The organism is Lacinutrix venerupis (assembly GCF_003663945.1).
GTDB lineage: Bacteria > Bacteroidota > Bacteroidia > Flavobacteriales > Flavobacteriaceae > Lacinutrix > Lacinutrix venerupis.
Window position 1 is genome coordinate 395,571 of the sequence record NZ_RCCH01000002.1, and the last position, 25,164, is coordinate 420,734.

At 30.9% G+C, this 25,164-nt stretch carries 23 protein-coding genes; 9 read left to right on the forward strand and 14 right to left on the reverse strand.

The annotated features are described in order from the left end of the window. Window positions 1-51: 51 nt before the first annotated feature. The 12 genes from ftsA to mraZ are packed head-to-tail and all read right to left on the reverse strand — an operon-like array spanning window position 52 to window position 13,596. Window positions 52-1,377 (reverse strand): cell division protein FtsA, encoded by a 1,326-nt coding sequence (gene ftsA / locus CLV86_RS04570; protein WP_076734153.1) that lies wholly within the window; start codon window positions 1,375-1,377, stop codon window positions 52-54. Window positions 1,378-1,380: 3 nt separating this feature from the next. Beyond that, window positions 1,381-2,100, reverse strand: coding sequence for a cell division protein FtsQ/DivIB (locus tag CLV86_RS04575; protein WP_121050149.1), 720 nt, complete (start codon window positions 2,098-2,100; stop codon window positions 1,381-1,383). After that, the gene (gene murC, locus CLV86_RS04580; protein WP_121050152.1) at window positions 2,090-3,442 is read right to left on the reverse strand and encodes a UDP-N-acetylmuramate--L-alanine ligase; all 1,353 of its coding nucleotides are present in this window, start codon (window positions 3,440-3,442) and stop codon (window positions 2,090-2,092) included. The genes CLV86_RS04575 and murC overlap by 11 nt, the downstream gene beginning before the upstream one ends. A 2-nt stretch (window positions 3,443-3,444) precedes the next feature. Then, on the reverse strand, window positions 3,445-4,551 hold the full coding sequence (gene murG, locus CLV86_RS04585; RefSeq protein WP_121050155.1) for an undecaprenyldiphospho-muramoylpentapeptide beta-N-acetylglucosaminyltransferase: 1,107 nt from the start codon (window positions 4,549-4,551) through the stop codon (window positions 3,445-3,447). A 46-nt stretch (window positions 4,552-4,597) separates the two neighbouring features. Further along, entirely contained in the window at window positions 4,598-5,797 is a 1,200-nt protein-coding gene (locus tag CLV86_RS04590; protein ID WP_076734157.1) for an FtsW/RodA/SpoVE family cell cycle protein, read from the reverse strand. A gap of 18 nt (window positions 5,798-5,815) precedes the next feature. Continuing rightward, window positions 5,816-7,147, reverse strand: coding sequence for a UDP-N-acetylmuramoyl-L-alanine--D-glutamate ligase (gene murD, locus CLV86_RS04595; protein WP_121050158.1), 1,332 nt, complete (start codon window positions 7,145-7,147; stop codon window positions 5,816-5,818). A 48-nt stretch (window positions 7,148-7,195) separates the two neighbouring features. Continuing rightward, window positions 7,196-8,428, reverse strand: coding sequence for a phospho-N-acetylmuramoyl-pentapeptide-transferase (gene mraY / locus CLV86_RS04600; protein ID WP_076734159.1), 1,233 nt, complete (start codon window positions 8,426-8,428; stop codon window positions 7,196-7,198). Window positions 8,429-8,452: 24 nt separating this feature from the next. Continuing rightward, complete coding sequence (locus tag CLV86_RS04605) at window positions 8,453-9,916, reverse strand: UDP-N-acetylmuramoyl-L-alanyl-D-glutamate--2,6-diaminopimelate ligase (protein ID WP_121050161.1); 1,464 nt, start codon at window positions 9,914-9,916, stop codon at window positions 8,453-8,455. After that, on the reverse strand, window positions 9,913-11,862 hold the full coding sequence (locus CLV86_RS04610) for a penicillin-binding protein (protein WP_121050164.1): 1,950 nt from the start codon (window positions 11,860-11,862) through the stop codon (window positions 9,913-9,915). Before CLV86_RS04610 ends, CLV86_RS04605 begins: the two co-directional genes overlap by 4 nt. A gap of 60 nt (window positions 11,863-11,922) precedes the next feature. Then, entirely contained in the window at window positions 11,923-12,246 is a 324-nt protein-coding gene (locus tag CLV86_RS04615; protein WP_076734162.1) for an FtsL-like putative cell division protein, read from the reverse strand. Continuing rightward, the gene (rsmH, locus tag CLV86_RS04620; protein ID WP_076734163.1) at window positions 12,243-13,139 is read right to left on the reverse strand and encodes a 16S rRNA (cytosine(1402)-N(4))-methyltransferase RsmH; all 897 of its coding nucleotides are present in this window, start codon (window positions 13,137-13,139) and stop codon (window positions 12,243-12,245) included. Before rsmH ends, CLV86_RS04615 begins: the two co-directional genes overlap by 4 nt. Beyond that, the gene (gene mraZ, locus CLV86_RS04625; protein ID WP_076734164.1) at window positions 13,126-13,596 is read right to left on the reverse strand and encodes a division/cell wall cluster transcriptional repressor MraZ; all 471 of its coding nucleotides are present in this window, start codon (window positions 13,594-13,596) and stop codon (window positions 13,126-13,128) included. Before mraZ ends, rsmH begins: the two co-directional genes overlap by 14 nt. Before the next feature lie 297 nt (window positions 13,597-13,893). Between mraZ and CLV86_RS04630 the strand changes: the two genes are divergently transcribed. The 4 genes from CLV86_RS04630 (at window position 13,894) to CLV86_RS04645 (ending at window position 16,980) form a co-directional block, all read left to right on the forward strand. Beyond that, window positions 13,894-14,658: an alpha/beta fold hydrolase gene (locus tag CLV86_RS04630; RefSeq protein WP_121050166.1), complete on the forward strand. Its 765-nt coding sequence runs from the start codon at window positions 13,894-13,896 to the stop codon at window positions 14,656-14,658. Between the two features lie 126 nt (window positions 14,659-14,784). Beyond that, window positions 14,785-15,393, forward strand: coding sequence for a ribosome biogenesis GTP-binding protein YihA/YsxC (gene yihA, locus CLV86_RS04635; protein WP_121050169.1), 609 nt, complete (start codon window positions 14,785-14,787; stop codon window positions 15,391-15,393). Between the two features lie 14 nt (window positions 15,394-15,407). After that, entirely contained in the window at window positions 15,408-16,070 is a 663-nt protein-coding gene (locus CLV86_RS04640) for a hypothetical protein (RefSeq protein WP_121050173.1), read from the forward strand. Between the two features lie 43 nt (window positions 16,071-16,113). Beyond that, window positions 16,114-16,980 (forward strand): RluA family pseudouridine synthase, encoded by an 867-nt coding sequence (locus CLV86_RS04645; protein WP_121050176.1) that lies wholly within the window; start codon window positions 16,114-16,116, stop codon window positions 16,978-16,980. Between the two features lie 21 nt (window positions 16,981-17,001). Here the strand turns inward: CLV86_RS04645 and CLV86_RS04650 are convergent, their stop codons facing one another. Then, a complete protein-coding gene (locus CLV86_RS04650) occupies window positions 17,002-18,093 on the reverse strand; it encodes an ABC transporter permease (RefSeq protein WP_121050179.1) in 1,092 nt (363 codons plus the stop codon). Between the two features lie 2 nt (window positions 18,094-18,095). Next, window positions 18,096-20,237 carry a carboxy terminal-processing peptidase gene (locus CLV86_RS04655; RefSeq protein ID WP_121050262.1) on the reverse strand — a complete coding sequence of 714 codons (2,142 nt, stop codon included), beginning with the start codon at window positions 20,235-20,237 and terminating at the stop codon, window positions 18,096-18,098. A 184-nt stretch (window positions 20,238-20,421) separates the two neighbouring features. Here CLV86_RS04655 and surE point away from each other — a divergent pair, with 184 nt between their 5' ends. From surE to CLV86_RS04680, 5 genes are read left to right on the forward strand one after another with little or no spacing between them, the layout of a single operon-like run. Next, window positions 20,422-21,198 carry a 5'/3'-nucleotidase SurE gene (gene surE / locus CLV86_RS04660; protein WP_076734170.1) on the forward strand — a complete coding sequence of 259 codons (777 nt, stop codon included), beginning with the start codon at window positions 20,422-20,424 and terminating at the stop codon, window positions 21,196-21,198. Further along, entirely contained in the window at window positions 21,191-21,478 is a 288-nt protein-coding gene (locus CLV86_RS04665) for a hypothetical protein (RefSeq protein WP_121050182.1), read from the forward strand. Before surE ends, CLV86_RS04665 begins: the two co-directional genes overlap by 8 nt. A gap of 3 nt (window positions 21,479-21,481) precedes the next feature. Then, a complete protein-coding gene (gene lpxB, locus CLV86_RS04670; protein ID WP_121050185.1) occupies window positions 21,482-22,603 on the forward strand; it encodes a lipid-A-disaccharide synthase in 1,122 nt (373 codons plus the stop codon). A gap of 1 nt (window position 22,604) precedes the next feature. Further along, a complete protein-coding gene (locus CLV86_RS04675) occupies window positions 22,605-23,120 on the forward strand; it encodes a C40 family peptidase (RefSeq protein ID WP_121050187.1) in 516 nt (171 codons plus the stop codon). A gap of 24 nt (window positions 23,121-23,144) precedes the next feature. Then, window positions 23,145-25,163, forward strand: coding sequence for a ComEC/Rec2 family competence protein (locus CLV86_RS04680; RefSeq protein ID WP_121050190.1), 2,019 nt, complete (start codon window positions 23,145-23,147; stop codon window positions 25,161-25,163). Window position 25,164 lies beyond the last annotated feature (1 nt).

Below are 25,164 nucleotides of genomic sequence, written 5' to 3' on the forward strand. Positions count from 1 at the left end.
TCTCTTGTTTTCTTTATTATTATTTGAAACGTTTATTAAAACGTTTATACTTTATTCTGCGTTGTCTAAAAAATCTCTTACGCGTTCTGTTAAACTATCTAAAAAAGAGCGTTTTGGTTTTTTAACCGGTTCTGGTATTGGTTGCTCTTCTTCTTCTTCAACTAAAATATTAGTCTCTTCAATTGTTTCCTCTACTTTAGCTTCGGCTTTTACACGATCTTGTCGTTTTAAGCCATCCATAACCAAACCTACGGCTGTTGCAAAAAGAGGACTTGTTATAGCTTCGTCGCTATCTCCTGCTAAGTGCTCGTTTGGATAACCTACTCTGGTATCCATTCCTGTAATATATTCTACTAATTGTTTTAAGTGTTTTAATTGTGCTCCACCTCCTGTTAATACTATACCTGCAATTAGTTTTTTCTTTTGTTCTTCGTGACCGTAATTTTTAATTTCTACATACACTTGTTCTATAATTTCGACTACTCTTGCATGAATAATTTTAGATAAATTTTTAAGTGTAATTTCTTTTGGATCTCTGCCTCGTAAACCAGGAATAGATACAATTTCATTATCTTTATTTTCTCCAGGCCAAGCTGATCCGAATTTTATTTTTAATAATTCGGCTTGCTTTTCAATAATAGAACATCCTTCTTTTATGTCTTCTGTAATTACATTTCCTCCAAAAGGAATTACTGCTGTATGACGAATTATACCATCTCTAAAAATAGCTAGATCTGTTGTTCCTCCTCCTATATCTATTAAAGCAACTCCTGCTTCTTTTTCTTCTTGGCTTAAAACAGCATTTGCAGATGCTAACGGCTCTAAAGTAATACCTTCTAAATCTAAGCCTGCACTTTTTACACAACGCCCAATATTTCTAATTGAAGATACTTGCCCAACTACAACGTGAAAATTAGCCTCTAATCTGCCGCCATACATACCTATTGGTTCTTTTATTTCGGCTTGACCGTCTACTTTATACTCTTGTGGTAATACATGTATAATTTCTTCTCCAGGTAACATTACTAACTTGTGTACCTGATTAATTAAACGCTCAATATCATTATCGTCTATAACTGTTTCTGAATCTGCTCTGGTGATATAATCGCTATGCTGTAAACTTCTAATGTGTTGTCCTGCAATACCAACAGTTACACCTTCAATTTTTGACGCTGCTGCTGCTTCGGCTTCTTGTACTGCCAATTGAATGGATTGTATAGTCTGCGTAATATTATTTACAACACCTCGATGGATACCTAAACTTTTAGATTTACCAATACCTAAAATTTCAACTTTACCATACTCATTTTTACGACCAATCATTGCCACAATTTTTGTGGTCCCAAGGTCTAACCCAACTGCTAAATTCTGTTCCATAATTTATACTTTAGTGCAAACAACTTGATTTTCAAACTGCAAATTCACTTTACTGTACTTCTCTAAACTTTTATCCTTAAGTGCTTTTTTAAAGAAAGCTTTAAGGTTATTTATTTTTTTATCTAAATGTTCAAGTTTTCCAATCTGTACTATAAAACTACATTGTCTTAACTTTAAATCTATAGAGTTATTTTTATTTTGAATTATCTCGACTACATTCTTTTTTAAAAACTCGTCTTGTTCTATTTTATTAGCAATTGCAAAAACATTGCCTAACTTTTTTTTTGATACTTCGCCAGTTACAATTGGCACTCGCGCTGTAAAATTAGATGATAAGGGCATATAACCACCTTTACTATCTATGTAATAAGAGTTTGAATTTAATACTCTTGCTATAGGTTTTTTTTGTTTTATTTTAACCGAAAAATCACCGTTTACATCTAAGAAAATGTCGGCTTTTTCAATCATTGCATTAGCATTCAGGGCAGATTCTAATACATTCAAATCTAAAGTTTCTTTAGGCACACTCGTAAGTGGTTGTTGATTTTGTATTAACAATTTACTAACAGTTGCATGCGTGATAAATGGCTTCTGTTCTTCTACAAATTCTATGGTTGTTTTCTCCACCTTTCTATTACCATTTTTTGCTGAAGAAAATGCAAATAAGAACACAACTACGCCAAATAGCACAACAGCTTTTATGTAGTTCCAATTAATTTTCATGGACTAATGCTTCTTTAATTTTTAATACTTCTGCTCCAATATCGCCTGCTCCTATTGTAAGAATTATTTTTGCCTTACTAGCTTTTATTTTTTTTATTATTTCTGTTTTCTTTATTAATTCTTTATTATCGTTTTCTATTTGGTTTAAAAGCCAATTAGAGGTCACACCTTCTATAGGCAATTCTCTTGCTGGATAAATATCTAACAACAGTACTTCATCAAATTTTGAAAGACTATTTGCAAATTCTGCTCCAAAATCTTTAGTTCTTGAAAACAAATGAGGCTGAAAAACTGCTAACACCTTATCTTTTGGATACATCTCTCTAACTGCCTGATGCACTGCATTAATCTCTTCTGGATGATGAGCATAATCATCTATAAAAACAAGATCATCGCTCTTAATCTGGTATGTAAACCTACGCTTAACACCTTTGTAAGATGCTAATGCCTTAACGAGCTGTGGTGAAGGGACACCGTATTCTACAGCCATCGCTAAGGCTATTAATGCATTCGACAAATTATGTCTACCAGGTAGGTTAAATTGAACTTGTTTTAGTACTGTATTTGGTGTTTTAACATCAAATACATAAGCACCATTTTCTATTTTTATATTTTGAACAGTATAATCTGAATCATCTTCAATACCGTAAGTTATTCCTTTAATTGGCAAACCATTTTTTACAAATAGTTTCCCGTTTGGTTTTAGTTTTTTTGAAAAATCTTCGAAAGTTTTTGTTAACTCTGAAGCATCTCCGTAAATATCTAAATGATCTGCATCCATTGATGTAATACATGCTAAATCTGGAGATAGTGTTAAAAATGAACGATCAAATTCATCAGCTTCAACAACACTTACCTCACTTCCATTTAATATTAAATTGGAATTGTAATTTTCGCTAATACCACCTAAAAAAGCAGTTAACGGAACATTACACTCCATTAATAAATGACCTAAAATACTTGTAGTAGTTGTTTTACCGTGTGTACCAGCTACTGCTAAACAAAACGTGTTTTTAGTAATTAAACCTAAAATCTCAGAACGTTTTAAAAGATTAAAGCCATTGGTTTTAAAATAGTTTAATTCTTTACTATCTTTTGGAATTGCAGGTGTGTAAACCACTAAAGTATTTTGGGTATCTAAAAAAGGAGTTTCTATGTTTTTAACATTATCGTTAAAATGAATATTTATCCCTAAATCCTCAAGTGAATTTGTTATTTCTGTTTTGGTTTTGTCGTAACCAGCGACATACATATTAGCCGCATGGAAATAGCGTGCTATGGCACTCATTCCAATTCCTCCAATACCTATAAAATAGATGTTATGTATGTTGTTTAAATTCATAATTATTTATTCAGAAGTTTTTCAACTTCATCTGCTATATCTTTTGTTGCATTTACTAATGCTAGTTTTTTAATATTTACACCTAATTGTTTCTGCCTTTCGTCTGAAGCTATTAACTGAGAGAATTTATTTTTAAAATCGACTTCTAAATCTTCTTGAGCAATCATTAAAGCAGCGTTTTCATCTACAATAGCTTTTGCATTTTTAGTTTGATGATCTTCGGCTACATAAGGTGATGGCACAAAAATTACAGGTTTTCCAACAATACAAAGCTCTGATACAGAACCTGCTCCTGCACGTGATATAATAATATCGGCAGCGGCATAAGCAAAATCCATATTATTTATAAATTGATGCACTTGTACATGCTTTATATCTCCATTAATTTTATAATCGTTATAATACAATTTTCCTGTTTGCCAAATAATTTGAACTTGCTGTGTTTGCAAAAAATCTAATTCTCGTTTTAAGAGTTCGTTAATAGCTTTCGCTCCTAAACTCCCACCTAAAACTAAGAGTGTTTTTTTCCCTTCTACTAAACCAAAATATTTTATTGCTTCACTTCTTTTAGATTCAATATCTAACAAATCTTGACGTACCGGATTTCCTGTTTTTAATATTTTATTCTTTGGAAAAAAACGATCCAAGCCATTATAGGCCACACATATTTTTTGTACTTTTTTTGATAATAGTTTATTTGTAATTCCTGGATAAGAGTTTTGTTCTTGTATTAAACTTGGTATTCCCTTTAAAGCTGCTATTTGCAATAACGGTCCGCTTGCAAAACCTCCTGTACCAATGGCTACATCTGGTTTAAATTTGTTTACAATTTGCCTTGCACTCCATAAACTATTGATTAATTTAAATGGAAATGTTAAGTTTTTAAGTGTTAATTTTCTTTCTATTCCAGTAATCCATAAGCCTTTAATTTTATAACCTGCTTGTGGTACTTTTTCCATTTCCATACGATCTTTTGCTCCTACAAAAAGAAATTTGGCATCTGGAAAACGCAATTTTAATTCGTTAGCAATAGCTATAGCAGGATAAATATGGCCTCCTGTTCCACCGCCACTTAGTATTATTTTATATGTTTTCTTTTTATTACTCACTTAATTATATCTCAAGAATTATATTCGTTGATTTTTCAATATTTACTTAAATAGTTTCTGAAAGAATTTCTAATGGATTTTGTTCTAAATCCTCATCACTTTCTTTTTCTTTTATTTCTTCTCTTTTAGAACTAACACTTAAAATTATGCCTATTGCTAAACACGTCATCCATATTGAAGTTCCACCACTACTAATTAATGGTAGTGTTTGACCTGTTACAGGAAACAACTCTACAGCAACTGCCATATTTATTAGCGCTTGAAACACAATTGGAATACCAACACCAAGCACTATTAATTTTCCAAAAATAGTGTCAGATTTTTGCGCAACTATTACTATTCTAAATAATAGCCACATATATAAAACCATTAAAAACAATCCGCCAATTAATCCATATTCTTCAATAATAATTGCAAAAATAAAATCTGACGATGATTGTGGTAAAAAATTTTTCTGTGTACTTTTTCCCGGACCAACACCTGTTAATTCTCCAGAAGCTATTGCAATTTTTGCTTTTTCAATTTGGTAATCTCCTTCTGTATCTCCATCATCTGAAAAACTTTCTATTCTACTCATCCAGGTATCAATACGGTTTGGCATTGCGTCTGGAAATGCTTTTGCCACCAAAATAAACATAACCAATGCTAATATTCCTGAACCAATAATTACAGCTAAATACCTAATAGGATAACCACCCAAAAACACCAATACAATTACCATTAAAAATATTAACGCTGTAGTTGAAAAATTTGATGGTAAAATCATTATTAAAACTAAAAAAACTGGCAACCAAAGCGGCAATATAGTTTCCTTAAAAGACACTGTTTTATCTTTTATTTTAGACATATATCTTGCCACGTAAACCATTAAAACTACAGATGCCAATGTAGAGGTTTGAAAAGACATATTTACAAATGGAATTCTTATCCAACGGCTTGCGTTTGCTCCATCAATAGTAGTACCTTGTAAAATAGTAACAACCAATAATACTAACACAACAGGTATCATTACCATAGACAGACCTCGGAAATAGCGATATGGTATTTTATGTACACCATACATTATTGCAAAACCTAAAAACAAGTGCATAAAGTGCTTTACAAAATAGGTAAAGGTATTTCCTCCTCCTACATTTACTAGATTACTAGCCGCACTGTATACAGGAAGAAATGAGAAAATTGCCAACAAAGCAGCTATTGCCCATATTAATCGATCTCCTTTTATGTTTTTAAACAGTTGTTGCACTTCTTTTATACTTTCTTTTTATAAATTTCTTACAGCATTTTTAAACTGTCTTCCTCTATCTTCGTAGTTTTCAAATAAATCGAAACTTGCACACGCTGGAGACAACAATACATTGTCACCTGCTTCTGCTACTTTATAAGCAATTTTTACAGCCTCACTCATAAACTGAGTTTCTACAATAACATCTACCATATTAGAAAAGTTTTCCATAAGCTTCTCATTGTCTACGCCCAAACAAATTATTGCTTTTACTTTTTCGTTTATAAATGGAAACAACTCTGTATAATCATTACCTTTATCTACTCCACCCACAATCCAAACTGTTGGCGCATCCATACTTTCTAATGCATAATATGTTGCATTTACATTCGTTGCTTTAGAGTCGTTTATATATTGAACTTTATTAATTTTTAGAACCTGCTCTAAACGGTGCTCTACACCATGAAAGTTCTCTAAACTTTCACGAATAGTTTGCTTTCTAATTTTTAATAAGTGCGATACTGTTGAAGCAGCCATTGCATTTTTTATATTGTGCTTTCCTTCTAAAGCTAAGTTTTTTGTTGGCATAATTATCTCGATGTTATCTATTGTTATTTTTATATTTTCTTTATCTAAATACGCTCCATTTTCAAACGTTTTTTTTAACGAAAATGGTAATAATGTAGATTGAATAGTGTTTTGTTTTAACCAGTTTGTTATCACCTCATCATCGGCATCATAAATTAAATAATCTTGCTTTGATTGGTTTAAAGCAATTCTGAATTTAGAATTAATATAGTTTTCAAACTTGTAATCATATCTATCTAAATGATCTGGTGTAATATTGGTAAGCACAGCAATATTGGGCTTAAAATCTACAATACCATCTAGCTGAAAACTACTTATTTCTAAAACATAGTTTTTATAATCTTCTTCTAAAATTTGTTTTGCAAAACTATCTCCTATATTACCTGCCAAACCAACATTTAATTCTTGTTTAAGAATATGATGTGTTAATGAAGCTGTAGTTGTTTTACCATTACTTCCTGTAATACCAACAATAGTTGCATTTGTATATTTTGAAGCAAATTCTATTTCAGAAATTACTGGAATATTATTACTAATAAGTTTTTGAATTAACGCAACCTTATCAGGAATTCCAGGACTCTTCATCACTAGATTAGCATTAAGAATTTTAACTTCTGTATGCTGCTCTTCCTCCCATTCAATTTCATTATGTATAAGAACTTCTTTATATTTTTCTTTAATTTTTCCTTTGTCTGAAACAAATACATTGTAACCTTTTGCCTTTGCCAAAAGTGCAGTTCCAACACCACTTTCTCCAGCTCCTAATATTACTAATCGTTTCATTTTTTACTCTTTATTTATCATCTTTAACTTTATAGAAATGATAAAATTTTATCTTAACTTTAATGTTACTACTGTTAAAATCGCTAAGAAAATTCCAACAATCCAAAATCGTGTTACTATTTTACTTTCGTGATAACCTCCTTTTTGATAATGATGATGTAAAGGCGACATTTTAAAAATACGACGTCCCTCTCCATACTTTTTTCTCGTGTATTTAAACCAGCTCACTTGTAATATTACCGAAAGCGACTCTGCGAAAAATATACCGCACAATAATGGGATTAATAACTCTTTTCTAACCGCAATAGCTATTACTGCTATAATTCCACCAATTGTTAAACTCCCGGTATCACCCATAAACACTTGTGCTGGATATGTATTATACCAAAGAAAACCTATTAATGCTCCGGCAAAAGCTGCAATAAACACCACAAGTTCTCCTAGTTGTGGTATAAACATAACATTAAGGTAATCTGCAAAAACAAAGTTTCCAGAAATAAAGGCAAATACAGCTAATGTAAATACAATTATGGCGGAACTTCCTGCCGCAAGACCATCTATACCATCGGTTAAGTTTGCACCATTGGAAACTGCAGTAACTATAAAAATTACTATTGGGATAAATACCAACCATGCGTATTTAGAATAATCTTCTCCTAACCAATTGATTAAATTTGAATAATCAAACTCATTGTCCTTTACAAAAGGAATTGTAGTTTTTAAAGATTGCTCTGCTGGATTAAACTCGCTAGATGAGTTTTGAGTTATTTTTTCTGTCTCGTAAATTGGGTTTACTTTTTCTGTTCTTATAGTAACTCCTGGATGAAAATACATAATAGACCCAACAAAAATTCCTAATCCAACTTGACCAAGCACTTTAAATTTACCACTCAATCCTGCTTTATCTTTTTTAAATACTTTAATATAATCGTCTGTAAAACCAACTAATCCCATCCAAACCGTGGTTACAATTAACATTATCACATAAATATTTTCTAGCTTAGCAAATAACAATACTGGTATTAATGTTGAAAAAATAATAATTAAACCACCCATTGTTGGTGTACCTGCTTTTTCAACTTGACCTTCTAAACCTAAATCTCTAACCGATTCTCCTACTTGCATTTTTTGCAATAATCTTATAATTTTCTTTCCGAAAATTGTAGAAAACAACAACGATAAAATAATAGCTAAAGCAGCACGAAAAGTTATAAACTGAAACACACTTGCTCCTGTTAACTGGAATTGTTTTTCTAAATATTCGAATAAGTAATACAGCATTTTTTATCTATTAATATTTATTTACTATTTCTGTAATTGCTTTAATAATTCTTCTACAATTTTAAAATCGTCAAAATTTGTTCGCACTCCATTTATTTCTTGATATGTTTCATGGCCTTTTCCTGCTATTAAAATAATATCTCCTGCATTTGCAAGTTGACATGCCGTTTTAATAGCCTGTTTTCTATCTACAATTGACAAGGTTTTTTTAAAATTTTGAGGCTCTACACCTTTTTCAATATCCTCAATTATACTTTCTGGAACTTCTGTTCTTGGGTTATCACTTGTAAAAATGGCCTTTGTACTTAAAGCTGATGCTATATGTCCCATTCTTGGACGTTTAGTTTTATCTCTATCACCTCCACAACCAACAACAGTGATTAACTCTTCGTTTTTAGTGCGAATACTATTTATAGTTTCTAACACATTCTTTAAAGCGTCTGGTGTGTGTGCATAATCTACAATAGCAGTTATTTTTTCTTCAGAAATCAAATATTGAAATCTTCCACTTACACTTTCTAAAGCACTTATTAATCTTAAAATTTCTGTTTTTTCAAGACCTAGCAATTCTGCAGTAGCATAAATTGCCAATACATTAGAAGCATTAAAATCACCTATTAGCTTGGTCCAAACCTCACTTTCATTAACTTTAAGCAACATACCGCTAAAGGAATTTTCTAAAATTTGCGCTTTATAATCTGCGTAATTTCTTAAACCGTATTTATATTGCTTTGCTTTTGTATTTTGAAGCATTATTGCTCCATTTTTATCGTCTGCATTTGTTAATGCAAAAGCCTGTTTTCCAAGATTATCAAAAAACGATTTTTTAACATCTCTATATTCGGCAAACGTATCATGATAATCTAAATGATCGTGTGTTAAATTAGTAAAAACTCCTCCTGCAAACTCTAAACCTTCCGTTCGTTTTTGGTGAATACCATGAGAACTTACTTCCATAAAACAAAACTCTACACCTTCATTATTCATTTCTTTTAAATAATGATTAATTGTTAAAGAATCTGGTGTTGTGTGCGTTGCTTTATAGTCTTTATTATCTACTTTTATAACAACAGTAGAAAGCAAACCTACTTTATAACCTGCATTTTTAAATAACTGAAATAACAATGTTGCTATTGTAGTTTTCCCATTAGTTCCTGTAACACCAACTAGTTTTAGGTTTGATGATGGATTACCATAATAGTTTGATGACATTATTGCTAATGCACTACTAGAATTTTCTACTACTATATAACTTATTCCTTCTTTTAAATTTTTAGGTAACTGCTCGCAAACTATAGCTATTGCTCCTTGTTGTATGGCACTTTCAATATAATCATGACCATTTACAACACTTCCTTTTATCGCTACAAATAGATCGTTAACAGCTACACTACGTGAATTAAAATGAATATTTCTAATAAACACGTTTGTAGAACCAACAACAGTATTGATGGTTACTTTATATAATATGTCGATTAATGAATTCATGATAATTCTAAAACTATAGTTTGATTTCTCTTTACTTTTTGACCTTTGACAATAGATTGACTTTTAACAACACCATTACCATTCATTTTTACTTTTAAACCTAAATTTTCGCATAATGCTACCGCATCCATTATTGGCAAACCAACTACACTAGGCATTATTGTTAAATAGGTATTTGATGTATTGTAAAAATTTTGATACTCTTTATCTACCTCTACATTTTTAACTTCTAAAGACTCTATCTCATCTATAATTGGTGTGTCTGTAAAAATCTTTTGTGCAATACGTTTAAACACTGGTCCAGTAACATCTGCTCCATAAAAACCTACTTTTATACTTGGCTTATGAATTACAACAATGCAAGAATACTTAGGATTTTCTACAGGAAAATAACCTGCAAAAGACGACACATATTTTCTATCTTTTTTCCAAGCTTCAAAATTTCTATAATCTGTTCTTGCAGTTCCGGTTTTACCAGCCATAGAAAAGTATTTTGAATACATTCCTTTTCCTGTTCCAAACTCCACAACATTTTCTAAAAGTTTTTGTGCTTTTTTTATTGTTTCATCTGAAGCAATTTTTTTAACACGCACTTCTTTTTCAAAACTTTCAATCTCTCTATCCAATTCTCTTACTTGACGTAAAAAACGAGGTTTTAACATCTCTCCATTATTAGCAACCGCATTATAGAACGTTAAGGTTTGTAAAGGCGTAAGCTGCATGTTATAACCGTAAGCCATAGACGGCAAAGCATTTCTACTCCATATTTTATCTCCTGGCGCCGGAATTACTGGATCTCCTTCTCCTATTATAGGTAGATCTAAATTCTCATGAAGCCTCCATTTTTTTAATCTATTAATAAATTTATTTGGGTTTTTAGCATAACCATCATCTATAATAGTAGCTAAACCAATATTTGAAGATTTCTCAAAAGCCTCTCCAACAGAAATTTTTCCATAACCACGCGTATCTGTAATACCTCTTCCATAAAAAGTTTTATAACCTTTTTTTGTATCTACAATACTTGATGTATCTATTACCTTATCCTCTAATGCCGCCATTACCGCCATTAACTTAAAAGTAGAGCCTGGCTCATGAGACTCCCAAACTGCATAATTTCTTTTCTCGTAATATTTACCAGATTTAGATTTTCCTAAATTTGAAATAGCTCTAATTTCTCCAGTTTTAACCTCCATTACAACAACACAACCATGATCTGCATCATACTTTTCTAATTGCTCTAATAATGAATGGTGCGCAATGTCTTGAATATTTGTATTTATAGTGGTATAAATATCGTAACCATCTTGAGGCTCAACCTCATTATTATCCCTAATTGGTTTCCACTGTCCTTTACCAATTTTTTGTTTTAATCGATGGCCATCAATACCTTTTAGGTATTTTTCTCCAAAAGCGCCATCTAAACCAGGTCTTGTTACATCTCCATTTTCATCTGTGCGCTCGTAACCAATTGTTCTTTGCGCTATACCACCCATAGGATGTTCGCGCTTAGTAGTTTGCTCTACAATTAAACCTCCTTTATATGCTCCTAAATTTAATAACGGAAATTCACGTAATCTTAAATAGTCCGAATACCCAACATCGCGCGCTAACAAATAATACCTATTTTGTTTTGCTTTTGCTTTTCTTAAATTTTCTCTATAGTAACTTGATGGTTTTCCAGAATAACTAGACAACGAATCGCATAACGGACCAATTTGCTCCTGCCACACCTTTTTTTTAGGTGTTTTTGTATCTATTCTAATATCGTACTTAGGAATTGAGGTAGCCAATAAATTACCGTTTACAGAATAAACGTTACCTCTATTAGCAGGTATTGGCCTATCTTCAATAACCCTGCTTTCTGCTAATTCTCGATACTTATCTCCATTAACATACTGAATGGTTAATAATTTTACAACCACAGCAAGGCCGAAGATGAACATACATCCAGCTACAAAATACAATCGGTTTAATATGTTCGTTTCGTTTACTGCCACGATTACCTAATCTTGCTTCTTGCTTTTTACTTTTAATTTTTGAGGCGGAACTTCGGAAGTTTTCAAGCCTTTTTTTATCATTTTTGCCGAGACGACTGATTCTTTCTTTAACTCCATCAATCGACCTCTACCATCTATAAAGGCACTTCGCAACTCTTTCGCCTCATTACTCAACCTTGCTATTTCATGCACTTTTTTATCTGCACTATGCGAACTCGCAATCATTACTATAGCCAACACAGAAATAAAGAGAATCATTCTCCAATTCTTAAAAGAATCATCGCTCACTAAAAACGTTCCTCTTAATATGCTATAGATATTCTTTTTCATATTTTTTCAGCAATACGAAGCTTTGCACTTCTTGCTCTATTATTAATTTTAATTTCTTCTGCCGAAGGCACTATTAATTTTCCAACCTTTTTTAATGGCACATCAAAATTTCCAAAAACATCTCTTTCCGGCTCACCTTCAAACAACCCATTTCTTATAAAACGTTTTACCAATCTATCTTCTAAAGAATGATAACTTATTAAACTCAACCTTCCTTCAGGCTTAAGAATTTCTGGTGTTTGTTTTAAAAACTCTTTTAACGCTTCAATTTCTTGATTAACCTCTATTCTAATTGCCTGATATATTTGCGCTAAAATTTTATTTTCATGCTTTGGAGACAAAAACTTTTTTAGCACTTTTTTTAATTGATTACCCGTTTTTATCACCTCATCCTTACGAAATTCAACAATCAACCTCGCCATTGCTGGCGCCGCACGCAACTCTCCATATTGCAATAACACGTTTTTTATCTGGTCTTCATCATATTCGTTTATAACATGAAATGCAGATAATTGATTTTTTTGGTTCATCCTCATATCCAACTCAGCTTCAAATCGAGTTGAAAAACCACGTTCCGCAACATCAAATTGATGTGATGACACACCAAAATCTGCCAAAACACCATCCACCGCTTTTACACCATGAAATCTTAAAAAACGTTTGATGTATCTAAAATTTTCGTGGATAAGCGTAAATCTCGAATCGTCTATTGCATTTTCAAGAGCATCTGCATCTTGATCAAAAGCAAACAACTTTCCTTTTTCTCCCAAACGACTTAAAATCTCTCTACTATGACCACCACCACCAAAAGTAACATCCACATAAACACCGTCCGGTTTAATAGCTAAACCATCAACCGTCTCTTTTAACAATACAGGATTATGATATTCCATCTATTTCATCGTCTTGTCCCATTACCTCTTCTGCTAAATCTGCAAAATCTACAGTAGCATCATCAATGGCTTGTTCATATTTATCTTTATCCCAAATCTCCACAATATTTACTGCTGAAGACATTACCACATTTTTTGAAATAGCAGCAAATACAGTTAAATCTTTTGGAATTAACAATCTACCACTTGCATCCACCTCTACCATTTTAACTCCCGCAGTAAAACGACGAATAAAATCGTTGTTCTTTTTCTTAAATCTATTTAGCTTATTCACCTTCTGCATCAAAACCTCCCATTCCGACATTGGATACAATTCCAGACAAGGTTGAAAAACCGCTCGTTTTATCACAAACCCATTTTGCAACACAGGAGCCAACTGCTTTTTAAGCGCAGCAGGAAGCATTAGCCTTCCTTTGGCATCCGCTTTACATTCGTATGTTCCTATTAATGAGTTCAATGTGATTTTTTATCGCTTCAATATATAAGAGTCAAATATATTGAAAATTTTACCACTTTTTACCACATTTTACCACATTGTTAATAAATACTTCTTTAAATCGCATATTTAAAGGCATTTAAAAAGAACCTACAAAACATAAATATTTGTAATTCAAACACTTAAATACAATACAAAATAGTAATGAACAGATGTTAATATGTATAAAGCAATAGTTTTTTCAAGTATCTAAATATTACTACTTTTATTTACACGAAATAACTATATTTGCTTTAATCGATTGACTTAAACAAACCAATGTCTCACACACTTATTTCTGAAGGAAAATTTAAATATATTGAAGCTGGAGAAGGCACACCAATAATTGTTCTACATGGACTTATGGGTGGCTTAAGCAATTTTGATGCAGTAATTAATCACTTTAGCAAAGAAGGCTACAAAGTAATTATCCCACAATTACCTGTATATACAATGCCACTTATAAAAACCAATGTAAAGGCTTTTTCTAAGTATTTAGGCGAATTTATAGAATTTAAAAATTTTGATCAGGTAATTTTATTAGGAAATTCTCTTGGTGGCCATATTGGATTATATTACACAAAATTAAATGCCGAGAAGGTAAAAGCATTAATTATCACAGGAAGCTCTGGTTTATACGAAAGTGCAATGGGAGGAAGCTACCCAAAACGAAGTGATTATGAAGTTATCAAGAAAAAGGCACAAGACGTTTTTTATGATCCTGCGATTGCCACTAAAGAAATTGTAGACGAAGTTTACGAAACAGTAAACGACCGAATTAAACTTATAAAAACATTAACTATTGCCAAAAGTGCTATTAGACATAACATGGCAAAAGACTTACCTAAAATGAATACACCTACATGTATCATTTGGGGAAAAAATGATGCAGTAACTCCTCCAGAAGTTGCAAATGAGTTTAACGAATTACTTCCAGACTCTGATTTGTTTTGGATTGACAAATGTGGCCATGCAGCTATGATGGAGCACCCAATTCTGTTTAATAAAATTCTTGAAGACTGGTTGAAAAAACGTGGTTTTTAAAAACCTACAAGAGAACAACATAGAGAATAGACCTTTTGCACTTGGTCACTTATTCTTATGTGCTTACTTTTGTGTTTTACAATTAATTAAAAGAAATTTCCGTTTTAACGGAAACGTGTTATAGAGATGAAAATAAAATCTGCTGAGTTTGTAGTAAGTAATTCTGATGTTACAAAATGCCCAAAAGACATGCTACCAGAATATGCCTTTATTGGTAGAAGTAATGTTGGAAAATCCTCACTTATAAACATGCTTACCAGCAGAAAGAGTCTTGCGAAAACTTCTGGAAGACCAGGTAAAACTCAACTTATTAACCATTTTATTATTAATAAAGAATGGTATTTAGTAGATTTACCGGGTTACGGTTATGCACGAGTTTCTAAAAGCACGAAAAAAGTATTTCAAAAATTTATTACTAAATATTTTGAACAACGCGAGCAACTTATCTGCGCGTTTGTTTTGGTAGATATTAGACACAAACCACAACCTATAGACTTAGAGTTTATGCAATATCTAGGAGAAAGAGGTATTCCTTTTTGTATTATTTTTACTAAAGCAGATAAATTAAAACCTAACGCTATAGACAACCATGTTGATGATTACAGACATATCATGCTAGAAACCTGGGAAGAAATGCCTAAACATTTTATTACTTCTAGCTCTAAAAGTATTGGAAAAGAAGAAGTTCTTGAATTTATTGACGAACTAAATTCCGGAATGGCAGAAAATGCTTAGCCTAAATTAGAAAAATGAAAACTTTTGTTATAGTTACGCTTGTATTATTTTTTACTGGCTTAGCACAAAGTCAAGAAAGTTTATATATAGACGAAAAAGGAGACACTATAAATAAAAATGAATATTTAAAGAAATGGAGAAATAACGATTTACTCCTTAGCACATGGTCTCATATAGATAAAAATGGTAAGACATATTATACTTTAAAAAAAGATTTATACTTAAAAGGTATTTTTAATTATAGTGAAACAATAAAACAACTAAAAAAAATCACTAACAAGAATTTTAAAGATAGTACTACTATACTTATAGAATATTATTTTAAAGATGATCTTTGCACTTCCTCTTCAGTAAAAAACAAATGGGATGTTGATAGAATTACTGAGCGTAAATTTTTTACTAACCCAATAAGAGATGAGCTTAAAAATGAAGAAATTACAATGATTACTTTATTTGAAAGTGGAATAATTATAGAGAATAAACCTAAACGAAAAAGCGAATATTATTACATAGATAAGGATAATTATTTTAGAAATAAATTTTTTAAAAACCCTACACTTTGTGGCGCTTATGCTTTGTTTAAAAAGAATGGAGAAACAGTTATTAGAAATGGTGAGTATAGACCAGATCAAATGGCTAAACATTTAAAACCAGAAATCTGGAAGCATTTTTTTTAACTCATTTTTTTCGGCTTAGTTCAAAATATTTGTTAAGCTACAAATGAATCAAACTAAAACACACAAAGTTCCAAAGCTTACAAAACCAATTCGACTACAAGAATACGGTGTAAATATTTTTGATTCTATTCAAACAAAATCAGCATTAAAAAAAGCCTTAAAAAAAAATTATATTACCGTAAACAATTTATTAGCATCTACTGCAACCTATATACATGGCGGAGAAACTATTTGTTTAACAATTAAAGAAAGTAATAAACATAAAACCAAACTTGTTTTAAAATTAGACGTTTTATACGAAGATGATTATTTAGCAATAATTCGCAAACCTGCAGGTATTCTAGTAAGTGGTAATAGTTTTAAAACAGTTACAAATGCTTTAGAACAAAATTTAAAACCAAGTAATTTAAAAGACAGTACTTTACCTCAACCAGTTCACAGGCTAGATTACCCAACAACAGGCTTATTATTAATAGGAAAAACAAATAGTAGCATTCGCGCTTTAAATAAACTTTTTGAAAATAAAGAAATAAAAAAAACATACTACGCTATTACTATTGGCAAAATGCAGAAGTATGGTGAAATAGCATCCTTAATCGATAACAAACCTTCTCTATCACTTTATGAAGTAAAAGCAAGCGTAGACTCTAAACGCTTTAGCATTTTAAATCTTGTAAAATTAGAACCTAAAACAGGAAGAAAACACCAATTAAGAAAACATATGTTAAGCATAGGTCATCCCATTTTAGGAGACAAAAATTACGCCATAGATAATTTAATTTTAAATGGAAAAGGCTTATATCTACATGCTTATTCTTTAAGTTTTACTCATCCTTTTACAAATAAATATATTTTTATAGAAGACAAATTACCTAAACGTTTTAATAAAATATTTAGTAATATTATTTAATTATCCTTTTATACAGAAAAATTAATTTTTAACATCTAAAGCATCTCTAAGTGCATTACCTATTAGCATAAAAGCCATAACTAAAAACATAATGCACAAGCCTGGAATAATAGCCAAATAAGGCTTACCTAGTATAATGTAGTTGTAATGGTCTTTTATCATCGCTCCCCAACTTGCCATTGGCGGTTGCGCTCCAATACCTAAAAAACTCAGTCCACTTTCTATTAAAATTGCCGCAGCAAAATTTGCAGCACAAATTACAATTACCGGAGCCATTATATTTGGTAGAATATGCTTAGTTATTATTCTAAAATTATTAAAACCTAAAGCACGAGCAGCAGTAACGTATTGCATTTGTTTTGCACTAATAATTTGTCCTCGTACTACTCTAGCCACTTCTACCCACATAGTTAAACCAACTGCGATAAAAACTTGCCAAAAACCTTTTCCTAAAGCTAATGTAATTGCAATAACCAATAACAATGTTGGTATTGACCAAGTTACATTTATAAACCACATTATAACAGCATCTATTTTACCACCAAAATATCCAGCAACACTTCCCATAAAAACTCCAATAAGCAAAGAAATAAACACAGCAACAAAGCCTATAAAAAATGAAATACGCGCTCCTACCAAGATTCTACTTAATAAATCTCGCCCATATTTATCGGTTCCTAAATAAAAGGTTTTTGTAGTTATTAAAGCTTCGGTGTCAATTGATTTATCTTTATTAACATAACTCTTTTCAACACCTTTTAAGCCATCAGAAGCATATTCTGTGTAATTTATTCGATTTCCATTTATATTATATTCCGAAATAGGGATTTCGGTTACGGTATTAATTTTTCCGAAAAAAATCTTATCTAAAAAACCTTGCTTAGTTTTAATTTGAGATGGCAACATTAGCATATTTATAGAAAAACCAGGTGCCTTAGAGTGGATAGAGACATGCATTTGGTTGGCATGTTTAGAATTATCTGGCGCAAAAACATATGCAAACACAGAAATTACGCCAACAAATATTATAAAATAAAAACTAAAAACGCCCCAAAAATTCTTTTTGAATTTTTGGAGCGCTAATTTACTTAGTGAGTTTGTTTTAGTACTCAATTTTATTCTTTTATAGCTGCTACTTTTTTAATCTCGTAGGTCATTTTTAAATCGTTAAGCACATTTAATGCTTCTTCTACGTAGACATCATGACTTAAACTTTCGTGCCATCTATCACGTTTTTCTTTTAAAACAGTATCCTTTTCAAAAAGCCTTACTTCATAAGGTAATGAGTTGAAAGTTAAATTTGTTGTATATTTAGAAATAGCATCATATTCTTTTGCCTTTTCTTCGTCTGCCTTTAATTCTGCTTTATACTTTTTATAATTTAAAGAAAATACATTTTCCTCAATTTGAGACTTTAGCCACTTAGCATTTTCCTCGATTAGCTTTAATTGTGGGTTGTTTTCCATACGTTTCTTACTATTACTTACAGTAGCATCATAATCGAAATAACTATTCCAATAATCGTATTTTACAGCATCTATTTTATCCCAAGCTAATGGATTTTCTTGATCGCGTTCTCCAATATCGATAAAACTATAACGGTCTGGCACTACCACATCACTTTTTACACCTTCTAATTGCGTAGATCCACCATTAATTCTATAAAATTTTTGACGTGTTATTTTAATAGCTCCTAAATCTCCATGAGAACTATTGCGTACCATTCTATTTAAATCTAATACATTTTGAACAGTTCCTTTTCCATAAGTTTGTTTACTACCAATTATAATAGCTCGTTTATAATCCTGCATGGCTGCAGCTAAAATCTCTGATGCCGATGCCGATAACTCGTTAACCATAATTACTAATGGTCCATCCCATACAATAGATTTATCGGTATCTTCTAAAACTTCTTTAGGCTCGTTTGTTGAGCGTACTTGCACAATTGGCCCATCTTTAATAAATAAACCTGCAATATCTACAACAGTTTTTAAAGATCCACCTCCATTATTTCTAAGGTCTAAAACTAAACCTTCTATTCCTTCTTCTTTTAATCTTTCTATTTCTTTTTTAATATCTGATGCTGCATTACGTTCATTATAATCTGTAAAATCTATATAAAATTTTGGAAGATTAATAAGTCCAAACTTTTTATCACCTTTTAAAACTGTAGATGATTTTGCATAAGTTTCTTCTAACTCTACTATATCTCTTGTTATTGAAATATCTTCAATAGATCCATCTACTTTTTTAAGTGTTAAATATACTTTTGTTCCTTTAGGCCCTTTAATTAATTTTATTGCATCATCAATACGCATTCCTACAATACTAACTGCAGCTTTCTCATCTTCTTGACGCACTTTTAAAATAATATCTCCAACCTCTAATTCTTGACCTCTCCAAGCCGGACCACCAGAAATCACTTCAACTATTTTAGTATAATCCATTCTTTTAGATAATCTTGCTCCAATACCTTCAAGTTTACCAGACATTTGTTGATCGAAACGATCTTTATCTGTTGGTGCAAAGTAAGATGTATGCGGATCGAACTCTTCTACAATTGCATTTATGTACATTGAAAACCAATCTTTTCTTTCCAAATCCTCTACATAATCTGTATAATAAACATCTAAACTTTTCTTAGTTTCTTGTCTTGCTTCAACCTCTAATTCTTTTAAAGACTTTTTAACTTTAGGTTCTCCATCAAGTGAAGCTACCGTATCTCTTTCTTGAGTTCTAATTAGCTCATCGTAATTAGAAATAGTACTAAACTTTAATAATTGTCTCCAACGCTCTTTTAATTTTTTCTTACTTTTAACATATTCATGATTTTCGTAATCTGTATTAAAATCTTCGTCAATACTAAAATCGAAAGGCTTATCTAAAACTTCTTTATAATATTCTTTAGCTTCGGCCATACGCTGAATTAAACGCTCGTTTGTTATATTAAAAAAAGTAATATCGTAAGCTCTTAACTCGTCATCAATTTGAGTTTTATATGCTTCAAACTCTTCTATATCACTTTTTAAAAAGAAACGTTTAAGAGGATCTATTTGATTTAAATAAGTATTGTAAACATCCTCCGAAAATTCATCATTAAAATCTTTAGGCTCAAAATGTAACTGCTCTAATGCCAACGTAATAATTTGTATTAAGAGCTTATCTTTATTTGGATCGTTATCTACTTTTGCTGTAAAACTGCAAGAGCCAAAAGCTAACAAAAGTACTAACATTAATATATTATATTTCCTTTTCATATACTTTCTATTTTTTTCCATTCTTAATTAAAGGAAAATTTTCACTAAAATAAAAGAAAAAATCGTGCCAACTATCTGTAACTGGCCTAATTTTTTGTTAAAGCATTAAATTTAGGAAAATACTATAGAAATTATGTATTTTAGCTTGTTATTAATAAAGCTACCTCATTCCAGTAAAATACACATGAAAGACAAGCCATTAATTTTAGTTACTAACGACGATGGTATAACAGCTCCTGGCATTCGCACCTTAATAAATGTTATGAAAACTTTGGGAGATGTTGTTGTTGTTGCACCCGACAGCCCTCAAAGCGGTATGGGTCATGCCATAACTTTAGATTCTACATTACATATTGAAAAAATTCATGTTAAAAATGGAGACTATCATGCTTATAGCTGCTCTGGAACTCCAGCCGATTGTGTTAAAATTGCTGTAAATGAAATTTTAGATAGGCGTCCAGACTTAGTAGTTTCTGGTATTAATCATGGTAGCAACTCCTCTATAAATGTTATTTATTCTGGAACTATGAGCGCTGCAATAGAAGCTGGAATTGAAGGTATTCCTGCTATTGGTTTTTCTCTTTTAGATTATAGTTGGAATGCCGATTTTGAACCTTCAAAACCATTTATTAAAACTATTGTAAAAAATGTTTTAAAAGAAGGCTTAACAGATGGTATTGTACTTAATGTTAATATTCCTAATTTACAGCAAAAAAAAATAAAAGGTATTAAAGTTTGTAGGCAAGCAAGAGCTAATTGGAAAGAAAAGTTCGACAAAAGAAAAACTCCTCAAGGCAAAGACTATTATTGGTTAACGGGAACATTTGTAAATTACGATAAAGGCAAAGATACAGACGAATGGGCCTTAGAAAAAGGTTACATTTCTGTTGTACCAGTGCAGTTTGATTTAACAGCACATCATGCTTTACAACAATTAAACACGTGGAATTTAAATGAATAAAAAAGCTATAATTATTGGTTTTCTTATTGGGTTAATTACAACCTTTATAGGTATTTCTATTTATACCTTAATTATTGGTCTAAATTTAGGTTTATCTACCCAAGATATTACAAACAAAATATTATCAACAAGCGTTTTAGGTAAACGTGCTAGTATTGGTATATTATTAAATTTACCTGTTGTTTATTATTTTTTAAATAAGAAAAAAGAAGACACCGCAAAAGGTGTAATTATTGCTATAGTTTTAGTAGCTTTAATTTTTATACTGAATAAGTTTTAACAAATGAAATTTTATATTATTTCTGGAGAAGCCTCGGGCGATTTACATGGTTCAAACCTCATGAAAGCATTACAACGTGAAGACGTTAATGCCGAATTTAGATTTTGGGGAGGAGACCTTATGGCAGCTGTTGGTGGCACTTTAGTAAAACACTATCGTGAATTAGCCTTTATGGGTTTTGCAGAAGTAATAATGAATTTAAGAACAATTACAAAAAATCTTACCTTTTGCAAACAGGATATAGAAGCCTTTAATCCTGATGTTATTATTTATATAGATTACCCAGGATTTAATTTACGAATTGCCAAATGGGCAAAACAAAAAGGTTATAAGAATCATTACTATATCTCACCGCAAATATGGGCATGGAAAGAAGGTAGAATTAAAAGTATAAAAAGAGATGTAGACGAAATGTATGTTATTCTTCCTTTTGAAAAACAATTTTATGAAGACAAACATAACTTTCCTGTACATTTTGTTGGTCATCCATTAATTGATGCTATTGGCAATAGACACCAAGTTGATGAATCTAAATTTAGAATAGAAAATGGCTTGAGCGAAAAACCTATAATTTCCTTATTACCAGGAAGTAGAAAACAAGAGATTAAAAAAGTACTATCTATTATGCTTAGTTTGGTAGACGATTACAAAAGTTATCAATTTGTAATTGCTGGTGCACCAGGTCAAGATTATGAATTTTACCAGCAATTTATAAAAAAATCAAATGTTCATTTTTTAAACAACAAAACATACGATTTACTTAGCGTCTCTACAGCTGCCCTAGTTACCTCTGGAACCGCAACATTGGAAACTGCATTGTTTAAAGTACCTCAGGTAGTTTGCTATAAAGGTAGCTGGTTATCTTATCAAATTGGTAAACGCGTAGTAAATTTAGACTATATTTCTTTAGTAAATTTAATTTTAAAAAAAGAAGCAGTTACAGAACTTATTCAAAACGAGTTTAATACCAAACGCTTAAAAAAAGAGTTAAATATTATACTTGACGACTACGAAAGAACCAAATTCTTTTTAGATTATTACGATTTAGAAAGAGATTTAGGCGGTAAAGGCGCGAGCAAAAACACTGCCAAATTAATTTACAAATCAATAAACGCGACCTCTTAAAATGCGAAAAATTGCCCTAATTCTACTTACCATTTTTATATTATCTAGTTGCGGAGCTAGCAAAAATAAGCGTGTAGTTACCAGAAAAACACAAACCACAAAAAAAGTTAACCAACCTAAAGTAGCTGTTTCTGAAATAGCAGAATCTATTATTAACAATGCCGAAAAATATAAAGGTACACGCTATAAATACGGAGGAACTACAAAAAAAGGAATGGACTGTTCTGGTTTAATTTACACCGCTTTTTTAGAAGAACAACTTCGCATTCCTAGAACTACATCTGGATTATCTTCTTATGGAGATTGGATAGATTTAAAAAAAGTTAGAGAAGGAGATTTAGTATTTTTTGCTACAAAAAAAAATAGCAGAAAAGTAAATCATGTAGGCTTAGTTACAGCTACTAATGGCGATAATGTAGAATTTATTCATGCTTCCACCAGTAAAGGTGTTATGACTTCTAATATTAAAGAAAAGTACTGGTATTTTGCTTTTGTACAAGCCAGAAGGGTTTTGTAAGAAATAATTTATTATCTTCAAGGAGTGAGACTCCTTAACTTCACCATAATAAAGCTAACCACTTGCTTAGTTCTTGGAATTTTAATTGCTTTTTTTATTGAAATTCCAAAACATGTTTCGTTGTATGCAACAATTTTTCTATTATTTATATTAACCTTAATTTACTTTTCTTCAAAGCATAAAAGAATAAAAAACATTTGGTTTGGCCTTGTAACCTTTGTAACCATGATTTTTATTGGAATTTTAGTTACAAATTTTCACAATGAAAAACTTGATGAAAATAATTATACAAATATTGACTACAATAAAAAACCAATTACTTTTAGAATTAGATCGACATTAAAATCTGGAAATTTTAACGATAAATACATTATTGAAATTTTAAAAATTGCAGATGCTTCGGTATCTGGCAAAGCACTACTTAACGTAGTAAAAGACAGTATAAACAAACCTCTTAAAGTTGATGAAATTTATGTAACATCTGAAGAGTTTCAACCTATTACCTCGACAATTAATCCTTTTCAATTTAATTATAGAAGTTACCTATCTAAACAATATGTTTTTAAGCAACTATATGTAAATCCTAAAAGACTATTAACTATAAGCACAAATAAACATACTATTTATGGGTATGCAGACTTATTTAGAGAAACTATAAATATTAAGTTAAAAAAGTACAATTTTAAGCCAGATGTTTTAGCTATAATTAATGCTCTTATTTTAGGGCAAAGACAAGATTTAAGTAAAGATATTTACGACAGCTATACAGATGCTGGAGCTGTACATATTCTTGCCGTTTCTGGTTTACATGTTGCTTTAATTTTACTACTTCTTAATTTTGCTTTAAAACCTTTAAACCGTTTTAAATATGGTAAAGCAATAACTATTATTATTTTGGTAATTTTTATGTGGAGCTTTGCCATAATTGCAGGTCTATCTGCATCTGTAACACGCGCAGTAACAATGTTTAGCATTATTGCTATTGGGATGCATTTAAAACGTCCAACAAATATTTATAACACATTAGCTATATCTATATTTGTTTTACTACTTTTTAAACCTCTATTTTTATTTGATGTTGGTTTTCAATTAAGCTATTTAGCTGTTATAGCAATTGTAGCTATCCAACCAAGATTAAAAAAACTATGGAATCCTAAAAATTTTCTTTTAGAAAAAATTTGGGACTATTTTACTGTTGGAATTGCTGCACAGTTTGGTGTTGTGCCAATTAGCTTATATTATTTCCATCAGTTTCCAGGTTTATTTTTTGTTGCCAATATTATAATAATTCCTTTTTTAGGAGCAATTCTAGCCATCGGAATTTTAATTATTATTCTTGCTTTATGTGATTTTTTACCTCAATTTTTAGCCGATGGTTTTGGGTTTATTATATCTAGCATGAACTCGTTAATGAAGTGGTTATCGCTTCAAGAAACCTTTTTATTTAAAGATATATTTTTTAATGGATGGCAAGTAATTACAGCTTATATATTTATTGTTTTGTTTATACAGTTAACAATTTACAAAAAACACGAGTGGCTAAAATTAACATTAGTTTCTATACTTCTGTTTCAAGGTGTGAATTTGTATAATAAATATACTCACAACACAAACACGTTAACACTATTTCATAAAAGTAGGTACACAGTAATTGGCTTAAAAAAGAAGCAAAAATTAGATGTGTTTTCAGATTTAGATAGCTTATCTCAATTTAGTAATTTAATTGATTATAAAATTGGTAATAACATTAAAGAGATTACAGCTAATAAAAAACCTTCATTTATTAAAACAAAAAGCCACACTGTACTTATAATTGATAGTCTTGGTGTATATAATTTAAAGAAAATTAAACCTCATTATGTTTTAATTACACAGTCTCCAAAAATTAATTTAAATAGACTTATAGATTCTTTAAAACCGAAACAAATTATTGCTGACGGAAGCAATTACAAATCTTACATAGCACGTTGGAAAGCGACATGTTTAAAACAAAAAATCCCTTTTCACTATACTGGCGAAAAGGGAGCTTTTATATTAAATTGAA

Excerpts from the sequence above, each read along its gene's own strand:
- ftsA (WP_076734153.1), bottom strand. The coding sequence starts at position 1,377 with ATGGAACAGAATTTAGCAGTTGGGTTAGACCTTGGGACCACAAAAATT.
- CLV86_RS04575 (WP_121050149.1), bottom strand. The coding sequence starts at position 2,100 with ATGAAAATTAATTGGAACTACATAAAAGCTGTTGTGCTATTTGGCGTA.
- murC (WP_121050152.1), bottom strand. The coding sequence starts at position 3,442 with ATGAATTTAAACAACATACATAACATCTATTTTATAGGTATTGGAGGA.
- murD (WP_121050158.1), bottom strand. The coding sequence starts at position 7,147 with ATGAAACGATTAGTAATATTAGGAGCTGGAGAAAGTGGTGTTGGAACT.
- mraY (WP_076734159.1), bottom strand. The coding sequence starts at position 8,428 with ATGCTGTATTACTTATTCGAATATTTAGAAAAACAATTCCAGTTAACA.
- CLV86_RS04605 (WP_121050161.1), bottom strand. The coding sequence starts at position 9,916 with ATGAATTCATTAATCGACATATTATATAAAGTAACCATCAATACTGTT.
- CLV86_RS04610 (WP_121050164.1), bottom strand. The coding sequence starts at position 11,862 with ATGTTCATCTTCGGCCTTGCTGTGGTTGTAAAATTATTAACCATTCAG.
- CLV86_RS04615 (WP_076734162.1), bottom strand. The coding sequence starts at position 12,246 with ATGAAAAAGAATATCTATAGCATATTAAGAGGAACGTTTTTAGTGAGC.
- rsmH (WP_076734163.1), bottom strand. The coding sequence starts at position 13,139 with ATGGAATATCATAATCCTGTATTGTTAAAAGAGACGGTTGATGGTTTA.
- CLV86_RS04630 (WP_121050166.1), top strand. The coding sequence starts at position 13,894 with ATGTCTCACACACTTATTTCTGAAGGAAAATTTAAATATATTGAAGCT.
- yihA (WP_121050169.1), top strand. The coding sequence starts at position 14,785 with ATGAAAATAAAATCTGCTGAGTTTGTAGTAAGTAATTCTGATGTTACA.
- CLV86_RS04640 (WP_121050173.1), top strand. The coding sequence starts at position 15,408 with ATGAAAACTTTTGTTATAGTTACGCTTGTATTATTTTTTACTGGCTTA.
- CLV86_RS04645 (WP_121050176.1), top strand. The coding sequence starts at position 16,114 with ATGAATCAAACTAAAACACACAAAGTTCCAAAGCTTACAAAACCAATT.
- CLV86_RS04655 (WP_121050262.1), bottom strand. The coding sequence starts at position 20,237 with ATGAAAAGGAAATATAATATATTAATGTTAGTACTTTTGTTAGCTTTT.
- surE (WP_076734170.1), top strand. The coding sequence starts at position 20,422 with ATGAAAGACAAGCCATTAATTTTAGTTACTAACGACGATGGTATAACA.
- CLV86_RS04665 (WP_121050182.1), top strand. The coding sequence starts at position 21,191 with ATGAATAAAAAAGCTATAATTATTGGTTTTCTTATTGGGTTAATTACA.
- lpxB (WP_121050185.1), top strand. The coding sequence starts at position 21,482 with ATGAAATTTTATATTATTTCTGGAGAAGCCTCGGGCGATTTACATGGT.
- CLV86_RS04675 (WP_121050187.1), top strand. The coding sequence starts at position 22,605 with ATGCGAAAAATTGCCCTAATTCTACTTACCATTTTTATATTATCTAGT.